10 protein-coding genes are annotated in these 13,997 nt (G+C 73.0%); 2 read left to right on the top strand and 8 right to left on the bottom strand.

Annotation, left to right across the window (positions count from 1 at the left end):
* Window positions 1-145: 145 nt before the first annotated feature.
* Window positions 146-1,915, bottom strand: a complete 1,770-nt coding sequence (locus EU555_RS01665) for an acyl-CoA dehydrogenase family protein (protein ID WP_135412694.1) — start codon at window positions 1,913-1,915, stop codon at window positions 146-148.
* Window positions 1,916-2,067: 152 nt separating this feature from the next.
* Between EU555_RS01665 and EU555_RS01660 the strand changes: the two genes are divergently transcribed.
* Window positions 2,068-3,045 (top strand): L-threonylcarbamoyladenylate synthase, encoded by a 978-nt coding sequence (locus EU555_RS01660; RefSeq protein WP_135412920.1) that lies wholly within the window; start codon window positions 2,068-2,070, stop codon window positions 3,043-3,045.
* Between the two features lie 340 nt (window positions 3,046-3,385).
* Here EU555_RS01660 and wrbA read toward each other — a convergent pair whose 3' ends face one another.
* Entirely contained in the window at window positions 3,386-3,985 is a 600-nt protein-coding gene (gene wrbA, locus EU555_RS01655) for an NAD(P)H:quinone oxidoreductase (RefSeq protein ID WP_135412693.1), read from the bottom strand.
* A gap of 127 nt (window positions 3,986-4,112) precedes the next feature.
* Here wrbA and EU555_RS01650 point away from each other — a divergent pair, with 127 nt between their 5' ends.
* Window positions 4,113-5,030 (top strand): LysR family transcriptional regulator, encoded by a 918-nt coding sequence (locus EU555_RS01650; protein WP_135412692.1) that lies wholly within the window; start codon window positions 4,113-4,115, stop codon window positions 5,028-5,030.
* Here the strand turns inward: EU555_RS01650 and greA are convergent.
* From greA to ppdK, 6 genes are all read right to left on the bottom strand, one after another.
* Window positions 5,000-5,461, bottom strand: a complete 462-nt coding sequence (greA, locus tag EU555_RS01645) for a transcription elongation factor GreA (RefSeq protein ID WP_135412691.1) — start codon at window positions 5,459-5,461, stop codon at window positions 5,000-5,002. The genes EU555_RS01650 and greA overlap by 31 nt on opposite strands.
* Before the next feature lie 70 nt (window positions 5,462-5,531).
* Entirely contained in the window at window positions 5,532-6,521 is a 990-nt protein-coding gene (acuI, locus tag EU555_RS01640; protein ID WP_135412690.1) for an acrylyl-CoA reductase (NADPH), read from the bottom strand.
* A gap of 115 nt (window positions 6,522-6,636) precedes the next feature.
* A complete protein-coding gene (locus EU555_RS01635) occupies window positions 6,637-7,242 on the bottom strand; it encodes a hypothetical protein (RefSeq protein ID WP_135412689.1) in 606 nt (201 codons plus the stop codon).
* A 651-nt stretch (window positions 7,243-7,893) separates the two neighbouring features.
* Complete coding sequence (locus EU555_RS01630; RefSeq protein WP_135412688.1) at window positions 7,894-9,072, bottom strand: cell wall hydrolase; 1,179 nt, start codon at window positions 9,070-9,072, stop codon at window positions 7,894-7,896.
* Window positions 9,073-9,191: 119 nt separating this feature from the next.
* On the bottom strand, window positions 9,192-10,949 hold the full coding sequence (locus EU555_RS01625; RefSeq protein ID WP_135412687.1) for an adenylate/guanylate cyclase domain-containing protein: 1,758 nt from the start codon (window positions 10,947-10,949) through the stop codon (window positions 9,192-9,194).
* A 255-nt stretch (window positions 10,950-11,204) separates the two neighbouring features.
* The gene (gene ppdK / locus EU555_RS01620; protein WP_135412686.1) at window positions 11,205-13,883 is read right to left on the bottom strand and encodes a pyruvate, phosphate dikinase; all 2,679 of its coding nucleotides are present in this window, start codon (window positions 13,881-13,883) and stop codon (window positions 11,205-11,207) included.
* Window positions 13,884-13,997: the final 114 nt, after the last annotated feature.

The following is a 13,997-nucleotide window of genomic DNA, read 5'->3' as shown; positions in this document are numbered from 1 at the left end:
GCTGGGCGATCGGAGATCGCCCAGCCTCGAAGGAGGGCTCCAGTGATCGCGGAGCCTTCTGGAGCCCTCCTTCGAGGCCGCTATCGCGGCACCTCAGGATGAGGTTCCGGGTGGGAGAACCTGGTTGTCGCGTGGCGGTCCGCCCTCACCCGGCGAGCGCCAGCACCCCGTCCTGCAGGAAGCCGCCGCCGCCGGTCACCGTCTCCTCCAGCCCCCGGGCCGCGGTGGCGAGGTTCTCGGCGAAGAAGCGGGCCAGCGCGATGCGGGCCGGATGGGCCGGGTCGGTGTCGCCGCCCTTCACCGCCGCGTTCGCCGCGAGCGCGCCCTGCGCCAGGCAGACGCCGCCCTGCGCGAGGCCGAACAGGCGCAGGTATGGGGTGGCGCCGGCGAGCGCCTCCTCGGGCCGGTTCGAGCCCAGGGCCTTGAGGAGGTAGCTCGTCGCCCGGTCGAGGGACTCGACCGTCTCGCGCAGGCGCGGCGCGGTATGGCCGAAGGCGGGGCCGCCCTCCTTCAGCACCCGCTCGACGACGAGGCGCATGGCGCCGATCTGGCCGCGCACCACCGCGCCGTCCTCGAGCGGCAGCTTGCGGGTGACGAGGTCGATCGCCTGGATGCCGTTGGTGCCCTCGTAGATCGCCGCGATGCGGGCGTCGCGCAGGTGCTGGGCGGCGCCGGTCTCCTCGACGAAGCCCATGCCGCCGTGGACCTGGATGCCCAGCGAGGCCACCTCGATGCCGATGTCGGTCGAGAAGGCCTTGGCCACCGGGGTCAGCAGGGAGGCGCATCCTTGAGCGGCCTTCCGGCCCGCCTCGTCCGGCGCCCGGTGGGCGCGGTCGATCGCTTCCGCCGTGAGGTAGCAGATGCCCCGGGAGGCGCCCGTCAGCGCCTTCATGGTCAGCAGCATGCGCTGCACGTCCGGGTGCTCGATGATCGGGCTCGCGCCCTCGCTGGCCGCGCTCGCCCGGCCCTGGCGGCGGTCGCGGGCGTAAGACAGCGCCTGCTGGTAGGCCCGCTCGGCGATGGCGACGCCCTGGAGGCCGACGCCCAGGCGGGCGTTGTTCATCATCGTGAACATGCAGGCCAGGCCCCGGTTCGGCTCGCCGACGAGCCAGCCGGTGGCGCCGTCGTAGACCATGGTGCAGGTCGGCGAGCCGTGGATGCCGAGCTTGTGCTCGATCCCCGCACATTTGAGCGCGTTGCGCGTGCCGTCCGGCAGCACCTTCGGCACCAGGAACAGCGAGATGCCGCGGGTGCCGGGCGGCGCGTCGGGCAGCCGGGCCAGCACCAGGTGCACGATGTTGTCGGTGAGGTCGTGCTCGCCCCAGGTGATGTAGATCTTCTCCCCTGAGATCCGGTAGCTGCCGTCGCCGGCGGGCTCGGCCCGGGTGCGCATCACGGAGAGGTCCGAGCCGGCCTGCGGCTCGGTGAGGTTCATGGTGGCGGTCCACTCGCCCGAGACCAGCTTCTCGAGGTAGCGCGCGCGCAGCTCCTCGCTGCCGTGCCGGCTCAGTGCCTCGACGCCGCCGGCGGTGAGCAGCGGCCCGAGGCCGAAGGCCATCGCGGCGGAGTTCCACATCTCGATGCAGGCGGCGTTGAGCAGCACCGGCAGGCCCTGGCCGCCATACTCGACCGGGCCCGGCAGGGCGTTCCAGCCGCCCTCGGTCCAGGCCCGGTAGGCCTCGCGGTAGCCCGGCGGCATGGTGACCACGCCGTCCTTGAGCGGGGTGCCGTGGCGGTCGCCGATCGTGTTGAGGGGCGCCACCACGTCGTTGGCGAAGCGCCCGGCCTCCTCCAGGATGGTGTCGACGAGCTCGTCCGAGAGGTCGCCGTGCAGGCCCTCCGCGATGGCGCGGTCGAGCCCGGCCACGTGCCGGAGGGTGAAGGCCATCTCGGCCACGGGCGCGCGATAGGTCATCGAAGGCTCCTCCCCGGGGAGCGGCAGCGTCCCCGGTCCCGCCGCGCGGGCTCCCGGGAGCCACCCTTTGGATTTGACGTGACGCCGCCGCCGACGCTACGGCCAGCGGCATGGTGACGGATAGTTTAGACGTGAACGATGCCCGCGGGTCAATGCCGCAGGCGGCGACGCGGCGCCTCGCCGCTGATCGCGCCGGCATCGCCGAGGCGGGGGCCCTGCTGCGGGCGGGGAAGCTCGTCGCGATCCCGACCGAGACCGTCTACGGCCTCGGCGCCGATGCGGGCAATCCGGCGGCGGTGGCGGGGATCTACGCCGCCAAGGAGCGGCCGCGGTTCAACCCGCTGATCGCCCACCTGCCCGATCTCGCGGCGGCCTGGCGGGAGGGGCAGTTCGGCCCGGACGCCCTGAAGCTGGCGGAGGCGTTCTGGCCCGGCCCCCTCACCCTGGTGGTGCCGGCGGCCGAGGGCGGACGGGTCTGCGATCTCGCCCGGGCGGGCCTGCCGAGCGTGGCGCTCCGGGTCCCCGGCAGCGCGCTCGCCCGGGACATCCTGGCGGCGGCGGGCTGCCCGGTGGCGGCGCCCTCCGCCAACCGCTCCGGCCGGGTGAGCCCAACCGACGCCGATCACGTGCTCGGCGACCTCGACGGGCGGATCAGCGCCATCCTCGACGGCGGGCCCTGCCCAGTCGGGGTCGAATCGACCATCGTGGCCTGCCTGGACGGTCGGCCGGTGCTGCTGCGCCCCGGCGGCGTGTCGCGCGAGGCGATCCAGGCGGTCTTGGGCCGGCCGCTCGCGGCGCGGGGCCCCGCCGGGGCGGCGCCGGTCTCCCCCGGCCTCCTCGCCTCGCATTACGCGCCGCGTGCGGCGGTGCGGCTCGATGCGGTGCGCATCCGGCCCGGCGAAGCCGCCCTGCTGTTCGGCCCCGTCCCGCCGGAGGGGATCGACGAGGCTTCGGCCGCGCTCAACCTCAGCCCAGGCGGCGACCTCGCCGAAGCGGCCTGCCACCTCTTCGCCTCCCTGCGCCGGCTCGATGCGAGCGGCGCGGCGACGATCGCGGTGGCACCGATTCCGGGAGACGGCCTCGGCGAGGCGATCCGCGACCGGCTCGTCCGCGCCGCCGCCCCGCGGTGACGCCCATACCCATCCCACTCGCCCATCCCACCCTCGACCTCATCCTGAGGTGCGAGTGAAACGAGCCTCGAAGGAGGGCTCCAGCAATCGCAGAGCCTTCTGGAGCCCTCCTTCGAGGCCCGCTGACGTGGGCGCCTCAGGATGAGGTCGCGAATGGGAGATGGGGAGGAAGCGAAGCCGCTCGACCGAGCACCGTCCGAGGCACCGAATTTTTTTCGAAACCCGCGGAACCGGTCCCGCGGGGCCCGCGTTGATAGGGCCTAGAAGGTCACCTAAGCCCCCATCGACCTTCCGCCTCCGAGGCCCGGCATCGCCGGGCCTTTTTCTTGACCGGGAGGCCTCAGCCCGCGAGCTTCGCGGCGATGCCGGCAACGTGGCGGCCCTGGAAGCGGGCGCCTTCCAGCTCGACCGCGCTCGGCTGGCGGCTGCCGTCGCCGCCCGCGATGGTGGAGGCGCCGTAGGGCGAGTTGCCCATCACCTCGGTGGTGCCGAGCTGGCCCTGGAAGCTGTAGGGCAGGCCGACCACCACGAGCCCCAGATGCAGCAGCACGGTGTGGACGCTCAGGATCGTCGATTCCTGGCCGCCATGCTGCGAGGCCGTCGAGGTGAAGACCGAGCCGACCTTGCCGACCAGCGCGCCCTTCGCCCACAGGCCGCCGGTCTGGTCGATGAAGTTCTTCATCTGCGAGGCCATGTTGCCGTAGCGGGTCGGCGTGCCGATGATGATCGCGTCGTAGGACGGCAGCTCGTCGACGGTGGCGATCGGCGCCGCCTGGTCGAGCTTGTAATGCGATTGGCGGGCGATCTCCTCCGGCACCAGCTCGGGCACCCGCTTGACCACAGCCTCGGCCCCCGCCTCGCGGACGCCCTCGGCCACGGCCTGGGCCATCTGCTCGATATGGCCGTAGGTCGAGTAGTAGAGGACCAGAACCTTCGCCATCGCGTGAACTCCCGTTGAGGCCCCGTCCGGGCTGCCGGGAGGGAACATCGTGGATCGCGCTCCCGCGCGAAATGGCCTATGATGCAAACCCGTGCTTGCGCGCGTGCAAGCTCAGGAGGCCGACAGCGTGACCGCCGCCCTCGCCTGGGACGATTTCCGGCTGGTGAAGGCCATCTCCGACCAGCGCGGCCTGACCCAGGCCGCCGAGCGGCTCGGCATCAACCATTCCACCGCCTTCCGGCGCCTCGGCCAGATCGAGACGGCCCTGCGCACGCCCTTGTTCGAGCGCCACCGCACCGGCTACGTGCCGACGCCCGCGGCCGAGGAGATGACCCGGATCGCCGCCCGGATGGAGGAGGACGTGCTCGCCTTCACCCGGCGGATCGAAGGGCAGGGCCTGAGCCCGGCGGGCGAATTGCGCATCACCACCGCCGCCTCGCTCCTCACCGGCCTCTTGACCCCGATCCTCGCCGCGTTCTGCGCCCGCTGCCCGGAGGTGCGCCTCGACGTGGTGGTGTCCGAGCAGGCGCTGAACCTCGCCAAGCGCGACGCCGACGTGGCGCTCCGCGCCACCAACGACCCGCCCGACACGCTGGTGGGCCGGCGCCTCGCCACGATCGCCTGGGCCCTCTACGGCCGGGCCGACCGCGACGGGGGCGTGCCGCTCGCGGCCGAGCGCTGGGTCTCGCCGGCGGCCCGGCTCGGCGCCGCCGCGGCGGCGCGCTACGTGCAGGAGCGGACCGACCCCGCGCGCATCGTGCTGCGCCTCGACACGGTGCAGGGCCTCGCCGACGCGGTCGAGAGCGGGATCGGCATCGGTCCCCTGCCCTGCGTCATCGGCGACCGCCGGCCCGGCCTGGTGCGGCTCTCCGGGCCGGAGCCGGACCTCGATGCGGGCTTGTGGCTCCTCACCCATCCGGACCTGCGCCGGGCCGCCCGGGTGCGGGCCTTCCTCGACTTCGTGGGCAGTGCCATCGCCCGCGAGCGCGACCTGATCGAGGGCCGCCTGCCGCGTCAGCGGACCGAGACGATCTCGACCTCGTGACCCGCCACCGTGACGGTATCGCCCGCCTGCTTGCCGGTGAGCGCGCGGGCGAGCGGCGCCACGTAGGCGATGGTGCCCCTGGCCGGATCGGCCTCGTCCTCGCCGACGATGCGGAAGGTCTGCTCGGGCCCGTCCTCGCGGGCGATGGTGACCGTCGAGCCGAAATGCACCGTGTCGCCGGGGGGCTGCTCGACGACCTGGGCCGAGTTGCGCCGGGCGGTCCAGTAGCGCAGGTCGCGGTTCACCCGCGCGAGATCCGCCTTGCCGTCGGGCGGCAGGCCGGCATGCTCCGCGTGCAGCCGGTCGAGCTCCGCGTCGATGAGGGCGAGGCCCTCCGGCGTGACGAAGTTCGGGTGCGGGGAGACGGGACGGTCGGGGAGATCCTCGAAGGCCTCCCCGCCCTCCTTCTCGCGAACGAAGGCGATGCTCATGAAACAGGCAATGCACGGAGAGCCGTCAAGGTTCCGCGCCGGGCGCCTTGGCGATCACGCGTGATCGCTCTCAGGCGATCGTCACCACCACGCGCCCGCGGGTGCGCCCGGCCAGGATCTCCGGGCCCCGGTCGATCACCTCGGCGAGCGGCACCGTCGTGGTCATGGCCGAGAGGGCGGCGGGATCGAGGTCGCGGGCGATCCGGGCCCAGGCCTCGCGGCGCAGGGGCAAGGGCGCCATCACGCTCTCGATGCCGTAGAGCGCGACCCCGCGCAGGATGAACGGCGCCACCGAGGTCGGCAGGTCCATGCCGCCGGCGAGCCCACAGGCTGCGACGGCGCCGCCGTACCGGGTCATCGCCAGGGCATTGGCGAGGGTCGTGGAGCCGACCGCGTCGACCGTGGCGGCCCAGCGTTCCTTCGCCAGGGGCTTGCCCGGCTGGCTCAGCTCCTGCCGGTCGATGATCTCGGCTGCGCCGAGCCCGCGCAGATACGCGGCCTCCTCCTCGGCCCGCCCGGTCGAGGCGACGACGTGCCAGCCGGCCTTCGCCAGGAGCGTGACTGCCACCGAGCCGACGCCGCCGGCCGCCCCCGTCACCAGGGCGGGCCCGGCCTCGGGGGTCAGGCCGTGGCGCTCGAGCGCCAGCAGGGCCAGCATCGCGGTGTAGCCGGCGGTGCCGACCGCCATCGCCTGCTCGGGGGTGAAATTGGCGGGTAGCGCCACCAGCCAGTCGCCCTTGACCCGGGATTTCTCGGCGTAGGCGCCGAGATGGGTCTCGCCGGTGCCCCAGCCGTTCAGCACCACGGCGTCGCCGGGCTTCCAGTCCGGGTGGGAGGAGGTCTCGACCACACCGGCGAAGTCGATGCCGGGAATCATCGGCCAGCGCCGCACCACCGGCGCCTTGCCGGTGAGCGCGAGACCGTCCTTGTAGTTGAGGGTGGAGTGGGTGACCCGGACGGTGACGTCGCCGTCCATCAGCTCGGATTCGTCGAAATCCTTGAGCGCGACGCGTTGCCCGCCCTCGCCCTTCTCGATCACCACCGCCTTGAAGGTACCCACGCTCCGCCTCCCTGTCGCGCGCGGCTCGCGGGCCGCCGTCGCCTGCACAGGGTTGTGGAGCGGGAGTCCCGCGGCGGCAAGGCGGCCCGGGGATCGACCCGGGCCGCGTTGCGGCTCAGTAGCCGTCGTAGACGCTGCCGCCGCCGAAGACGAGCCCGGTCCCGGCGCCGACCGCCGCGGCGCCGAGGCCGATGCCGGCGCCCGCGAGGCCGAGGCCCGCACCCACGATCCCGCCCCCGGCCGGGCCGGCGCCGTAACCACCGCCATAGCCGCCACCGCCCGCCGGCACCCAGCCGGAGCGGCCGGGCTCGACGAGCACGCGGCGCTGGTAGGAGGCGTAGGCCGGCGGGATCACCTGCGGCACGACCTGGGCCGGACGCACCAGGACCCGGCGGGTCTGGGTCGCGTAGCGGGCCGGGATCGTCACCCAGCAGCCCACGGGCTGGCCGTAGGCGTCGACGGAGGTCTGCCAGACGCGGCGGGGCGGCGAGACCAGCACCTGCTCGGAGACGGTGTCGTAGACCGGCGGCACGACGTGGCTGACCGTGCGCGGCGGGCGCACCATCACCTGCTCGGACACGGTGCCGTAGACCGGCGGCGTCGAGACGTGGCGGTAGCAGTCGGTGGTGCAGCCATAGCCGCCGGCGAGGGCGGGAGCGGCGACGAACAGGCCTGCGGTGAGGGCGGCTGCGGCGGTGACACGGGCGACCGGGGCGGTCATGATCGGGCTTCCTCGGGGGGTGGGTGATTGAGGGCACGCGACGCTCGCCAGCGCCACGCTTGCCCCGAGAGAGAAGCCGTTCGGAGCCCCGTCAGGCAAGCCGAAAGCCCGAAGAGGGTAAAATTGCCCTCGGGATTTATTACGTATTTCGGCGAATTGCGGAGGCGTTCGCGCAAGCCTGAGAGTCGATCGGATCGCGGGACTCGGGAACCCTTGGATTATCGTCAACCGATATAGTTGACGTAAACCATGCGGCGGAAGCTGGTAGAGTCGGAGATTGGCGATGCGGGGGTCGGACGCCGAAGGCCGCTGGTCCTCACAGGGTCCGCACGGCATCGCGGACCCTGACCGACGTCGCAGCATCAATGATGTCGGACTGGCGAGCCGACGCACGGATCGCAACCCGGCGCGTCACCCCGGCGCCCGCCACGGGCGAGAACCCGGGTGCCGTGATTGCCGGCCCGTCAGGCGGCGGACGGCGACCCGCGTGCGACGGTACGACCGGCGGTCATGGGTCCCGGGTCCCGCCGCGGCGCTTGCGGATGTCGGCGCACGGCGCCATCCGCGCATGACGATCTGCGCGCGGCGAGCTCCGCTCGATGATGGTCGACCGGTGTTCAGCTCGAACCCCCGACCAGACTGGACGTAGACTCAGGTCTGGCCCGGCCGCAGCTGGTAGAAGATGTGGCGGCCGATCACGTCCATCTTGCGCAGGCGGCGCGACCAGCGCGGCTTGACGTAGTCGGCGTGGTAATGCGTCGCCCCGCCGACATCGGCGAGGTAGGTCCGGCCCTCGACCACCGACTGGGCGATGCGGGTCGCGGTCTGCCAGGACGCGTCGTCGGTGATGCGCAGCGACTTGCCCTCGCAGGCGAAGGAGAACTGGCAGCCCATGTAGCGGTGGCGGTTCTGGTAGACCACGCCGCAGATGTTGGACGGGTAGAGGCCGCTCTTGGCGCGGTTGAGCACCACCTGGGCCACGGCGGCCTGGCCCTGCTCGGGCTCGCCGCGGGCCTCGAAATAGACCGCCTCGGCGAGGCAGCGCTGCTCCTTCTCGGCGTTCTCCGGGGTGATGAGGTCGGCGTAGCGGCGCCGGGCATCCTCGCTCGGCGGGGCCTCCGGGTTGATGCGGGCCGCCGTGGTGACGCCGGTGCGGGCGTCGCGGTCGAGGCGCGGCGAGATCTGTCCGCCGGCGGCGATCTCGACCGGCGTCGCGTCGGCCGGGGCCGGGGTGGTCGAGGACAGGGCGACCGCCCGAGGGACGGCCGGGGTGGTGCCCTCGCGGCTGGCGTCGCGCGCCCGCGTCGGGGCCGTCTGCCCGCCGGCCGTCGCCCCGCGGGTCGGGGCCGAGGCGCCGGCCGCCGGCGAGCTGGCGCCCGCCTCGCCGCCGGTCTCGGCGAAGGGCACGAAGCCCTCCTGCGGCTCGAGGTCCGGGTTCCAGGTCGCGGCGCCCGGGGTGAAGGTCGAGGCGACGCTCGGGCCGTTGCTGCCGAGCCAGCCGGCGGTCAGGGAGGGCGGCCGGACCGCGCCGCCGACCCGCGCCGGCACCAGGGCATCGCCCTTGAGCGCGGGCTGGGCCAGGGGCCGGGTGCGGGCATCCGCCTTCAGGTCCGGGCGCAGGGGCTCGGCGTCGAGGGCGAGGCGCAAGGTCCCGTTGAGGCTCACCGGCGTGATCAGGCCGCGCCCGGGCAGCGGCGGCATCCCGCGGGGGACGAGGCGCGCGACGGCGTTCGAGCCGAGCGAGCTCTCGTAGCCGGCCGAGGCGGTGAACGAGACCAGGACGCCCAGGCCGACGGCCCAGGGCGCGGCGGCCGCGGCGAGCCAGCGCATCCCCTTCGTCCGTCGAACCTGGCGCTTGCGCACGTCGCGACCCCCTCGGCACGAGCCTGCCCGGCCCGCGCGGGACCGACATCACGCGCTGAGTGTCGCGGGGTATGGTTGAGCGTTGGTTAAGCCGATGCGCGAGCGCGCAGGCGCCCGGCGAGGTCGGCCGCCCGCGCGGCGTAGATCACCGGCAGCGGCGCGGCGACGCCGCGCACCGTCACGGTCTCGACCGTGAGGCCCGGCTGGTCCCGGAGGTCGTCGAGGCCGATGCCGGCGCGCCCGGCCGCCTCGGCCGAGGCGACGAGCTGGACGTCGGCGGCCTTGGCGAGGGATTCGAGCCGGCTCGCCAGGTTCACCGCCGGTCCGATCACCGACATGCCGCGGCTCGCGCCGTAGCCGAGGCGGCCGAGCACCAGGGGACCGGCATGGAGGCCCATCGCCATCCGGAGCGCCGCCGGCAGCTCGGCGGCGAGCTGGCGGTTGAGCTCGGCCACCGCGCCGTCGATGCGGCCGGCCGCCGTGAAGGCCGCCCGGCAGGCGGGTCCGGTCCCGTCCGGATGGGTGAACAGGGCGAGGAGCCCGTCGCCGGCATAGCCGCCGATCCAGCCGCCGGCGGCCTCGATCTCCCGCCCCGCCGCCTCGAAGAAGCGGTTGAGGATGAACACCACGTCGAAGGGCAGCTTGCGCTCGGCGAGCGGGGTGAAGCCGCGGATGTCGACGAACAGGATCGCCACCTCGCGCTCGATGCCGGCGACGTCCGTGTTCGCGAGGTGCTTGTCGGCGGTCTCGGAGCGGCGCGGGTCGAGGATCCGGATCAGCGCCACGTCGCCGGAGGGGCGCGCCTGGCAGGCCAGCCGCACGTTGGCGGGCGCGCCGATCGCCCGCAGGGCCGCGGCTTCCTGGGGGCCGGGGCTCGAGAGGTTCTCCTCGCCGCTCACCACCAGCACCCGGCAGGTCGAGCAGCGCCCCCGCCCGCCGCAGACCGAGACGTGGGGCACCCGGTTCGCCCGGCTGATCTCGAGGAGCGTCGGTCCCTCCAGGCTCCTCACCGTGGGACCGCCGACATAGGCCACGCCGAAGCGCCGGGCCCGCAGGGTCGCGGCCGCCCGGATCAGCACCACCCCGAGGGCGAGGGCGACGGCGGCGTAGATCGCGCCGGTCACGGTGTCGCCCCAGGCGGCGATCGCCGGGTCGAGGGGCGGGACCTGCCAGCGGGCGTCGAGGTCGGGCGCATCGAAGCGGCGCGCCAGCAGCGTGTCGCGCTCCATGATCCGCCCCTGCGTGACGAGGCCGGCGAGCGCCGCGGCCGGCAGGCCGAAGGCCGGCACGGCGAGCAGCGGCGCCATCCGGCGATAGACGGGCGAGAGCCGCAGCCAGGCATGCAGGCCGAGGCAGCCGTGCAGCCAGACCACCAGGAGGAGAGCGGTCTGGTAGCCCATGCCGTCGGGCCAGATGCGGACGATCACGTAGGCGTAGTTGGTCCGCGTGCCGTCCACCAGGTTGGTGATCCGCGTCCCCAGCACGTGCGGCACGAGCAGGAACGGGATCGCGAAGCCCAGAACCGTCTGCGCCGCCTCCCAGGGCGGCATCCTGAGCGTCCGCCGCTCGGCGAGCCGCACCAGCGCGAAGGCGGTGTGGATGAGGAGGGAGAGGCCGAGGACCAGGCTGCCGGGGACCGAGCGGGTGATCGCGGTCCGCCAGCGGGCCACGTCCATCATCGTGTCGAGCCCGACGAGGCCGAGCGCGTGGTTGGCGAAATGCGTGCCCGCGAAGGCGAACAGGACCAGCCCCGAGACCAGCCGCAGGCGCTGCGCGACGGATCCGCGCCACAGGCGGGCACCGGCCTCCGGATCGGGACGGCCGGCGGGAGGCGGCTCGCGCATGGCTTTGCTCTCGTGGCGCGGGTTCCCCCTCTCCCCGCGGGCGGGGAGAGGGCCGAGCCCTCGTTCAGAGGGCTCGGCGAGCCCACAGGGCGAGGGTGAGGGGGTGTTTCCGGACGTGCCACATCCGGCAACGCCCCCTCACCCTCGGCTAACGCCTCGCTGCGTTCCCTGGACGGGAACGCAGCCCTCTCCCCGCCCGCGGGGAGAGGAGAATGCGCCCGGCCCGAGGTGCGAACCTACGAGCCTCGTATTCGCTCACGCCTCGCCGCGGCCCTTCACCTTCAGCGCCGCCTGCGCCGCTGCGAGCCGCGCGATCGGCACGCGGAAGGGCGAGCAGGAGACGTAGTCGAGGCCGGTGTCCTGGCAGAAGGCGATCGAGGCCGGGTCGCCGCCGTGCTCGCCGCAGATGCCGAGCTTCAGCTTGTCCCGCACCGCCCGGCCGCGCTCGGCGGCGAGGCGCACCAGCTCGCCGACGCCCTCCTGATCGATCGACACGAACGGGTCGGAGGCCAGGATGCCGCGCTGGGTGTAGGGCCCGAGGAAGCGGCCGGCATCGTCGCGGCTGATGCCGAGCGTCGTCTGGGTCAGGTCGTTGGTGCCGAAGGAGAAGAACTCCGCGGTCTGGGCGATGTCGCCTGCGCGCAGGGCCGCCCGCGGCAGCTCGATCATCGTGCCGACCTGGTACTCGACGTTCGTGCCGGTTTCGGAGGCCACCGCCTTCGCCATGGCGTCGATGCGGGCCTTGACGAGGTCGAACTCGGTGCGGGTGAAGACCAGCGGCACCATCACCTCGGCCATGATCGGCGTGCCGGTCTGCTTGGCGGCCTCGACGGCGGCCTCGAAGATGGCGCGGGCCTGCATCTCGGCGATCTCCGGATAGAGGATCGCCAGACGGCAGCCGCGGAAGCCGAGCATCGGGTTGAACTCGTGCAGCTCGTTCATCCGGCGCCGCACCTTGTCCTCCTGGACGCCGGTGGCGGCGGCGACCTCGCCGATCTCCTTGTCGGTGTGGGGCAGGAACTCGTGCAGCGGCGGGTCGAGGAGCCGGATCGTCACCGGCAGGCCCGACATGATGGTGAACAGCTCGACGAAGTCCTGGCGCTGGTAGGGCAGGAGTTTCGCCAGCGCCGTGCGCCGGCCTTCGGCGTCGTCCGCCAGGATCATCTCGCGCATCGCCACGATGCGCTCCTCCTGGAAGAACATGTGCTCGGTGCGGCACAGGCCGATGCCCTCGGCGCCGTACTTGCGGGCGGTGCGGGCGTCGAGCGGCGTCTCGGCGTTGGTGCGGACCTTCATGGTGCGGACCTTGTCCGCCCATTCCATCAGCGCCGCGAAGTCGCCCGACAATTCGGGCTCGACCATCTTCACCGCGCCCTGCATAACCTGGCCGTTCGAGCCGTCGATGGTGATGCGGTCGCCGGCCTTGAGGGTGACGCCGCCGACCGACAGGGTGCGGGCGGCGTAGTCGACCCGGATCGAGCCGGCGCCGGAGACGCAGGGCTTGCCCATGCCGCGGGCGACGACCGCCGCGTGCGAGGTCATGCCGCCGCGCGTCGTCAGGATCCCCTCCGCGGCGTGCATGCCGTGGATGTCCTCCGGCGAGGTCTCGACGCGGACCAGGATGACCTTGCGCTCGGCCTTCCTGGCGGCCTCGGCCTCCTCGGAGTTGAAGACGATCTCGCCGGACGCCGCGCCCGGCGAGGCCGGCAGGCCGGTGGCGATCACCTTGCGCTCGGCCTTGGGGTCGATGGTCGGGTGGAGCAGCTGGTCGAGGGAGGCCGGCTCGACGCGGCCGACCGCCTCCTCGTGGGTGATCAGGCCCTCGGCCGCGAGTTCCACGGCGATGCGGAGCGCGGCCTTCGCGGTGCGCTTGCCGTTGCGGGTCTGCAGCATCCAGAGCTTCCCGGTCTCGACCGTGAACTCCATGTCCTGCATGTCGCGGTAGTGGTGCTCGAGCAGGCCGTAGATCCGCACGAGCTCCGCGTAGGCCTCCGGCATCGCCCGCTCCATCGAGGGCTTGTCGGAGCCGGACTCGATGCGGGCCGCCTCGGTGATGTCCTGCGGGGTGCGGATGCCCGCGACCACGTCCTCGCCCTGCGCGTTGATCAGGAACTCGCCGTAGAGCGCCTTCTCGCCGGTGGAGGGGTTGCGGGTGAAGGCGACGCCGGTGGCCGAGGTCTCGCCCATGTTGCCGAACACCATGGCCTGGACGTTGACCGCGGTGCCCCAGCTCGCCGGGATGTTGTGCAATTCGCGGTACTTGTTGGCGCGGGGGTTCATCCACGAGCCGAACACCGCGCCGATCGCGCCCCAGAGCTGGGCCTGCGGGTCCTGCGGGAAGTCCTCGCCCAGCTCGCGCTTCACCAGCGCCTTGTACTCGCCGATGAGGTGCTTCCAGTCGGCGGCGGACAGCTCGGTGTCGAGGGTGAGGCCCTTGTCGTCCTTGTAGCGCTCCAGCACTTCCTCGAAGGAGTGGTGCTCCACGCCCAGCACCACGTTGGAGTACATGGTGATGAAGCGGCGGTAGCTGTCATAGGCGAAGCGCTCGTCGCCGGCGCCCCGGGCGAGCGCCGCGACGGTGGTGTCGTTGAGGCCGAGGTTGAGCACCGTGTCCATCATGCCGGGCATCGAGGCCCGGGCGCCGGAGCGCACCGAGACGAGGAGCGGCGACTCGGAATCGCCGAAGCGGCGCCCGGTCAGGCCGCCGACCGCCTCCAGCGCCGCCGCGACCTCGCCCTCGAGCTCGGGCGGGTACTGCCGGCCGTGGTCGTAGTAGTAGGTGCAGACCTCGGTGGTGATGGTGAAGCCCGGCGGCACCGGAAGACCGAGATTCGACATCTCGGCGAGGTTCGCGCCCTTGCCCCCGAGCAGGTCGCGCATCGACGACTTCCCTTCGGCCTTGCCGTCGCCGAAGGTGTAGACCCACTTCGTCATGTCTCTCGTCCGTTCGTAGCGGCTGCCGCCTGACGTTCCCGCCGGGTTGGACCATCCGCAACCCCAACGCAAGCTGAACGGCATCAGCGTCCAGGGCTGTCGGGAGCGTGACGA

This window comes from Methylobacterium nonmethylotrophicum (assembly GCF_004745635.1).
Lineage (GTDB): Bacteria > Pseudomonadota > Alphaproteobacteria > Rhizobiales > Beijerinckiaceae > Methylobacterium > Methylobacterium nonmethylotrophicum.
This window is presented reverse-complemented; position numbering and strand designations above follow the sequence as displayed.

Coding starts and splice junctions, on each gene's coding strand:
- EU555_RS01665 (WP_135412694.1), bottom strand. CDS start 1,915: ATGACCTATCGCGCGCCCGTGGCCGAGATGGCCTTCACCCTCCGGCAC.
- EU555_RS01660 (WP_135412920.1), top strand. CDS start 2,068: ATGCCGCAGGCGGCGACGCGGCGCCTCGCCGCTGATCGCGCCGGCATC.
- wrbA (WP_135412693.1), bottom strand. CDS start 3,985: ATGGCGAAGGTTCTGGTCCTCTACTACTCGACCTACGGCCATATCGAG.
- greA (WP_135412691.1), bottom strand. CDS start 5,461: ATGAGCATCGCCTTCGTTCGCGAGAAGGAGGGCGGGGAGGCCTTCGAG.
- EU555_RS01635 (WP_135412689.1), bottom strand. CDS start 7,242: ATGACCGCCCCGGTCGCCCGTGTCACCGCCGCAGCCGCCCTCACCGCA.
- EU555_RS01630 (WP_135412688.1), bottom strand. CDS start 9,072: ATGCGCTGGCTCGCCGCGGCCGCCGCGCCCTGGGCCGTCGGCCTGGGC.
- EU555_RS01625 (WP_135412687.1), bottom strand. CDS start 10,949: ATGCGCGAGCCGCCTCCCGCCGGCCGTCCCGATCCGGAGGCCGGTGCC.
- ppdK (WP_135412686.1), bottom strand. CDS start 13,883: ATGACGAAGTGGGTCTACACCTTCGGCGACGGCAAGGCCGAAGGGAAG.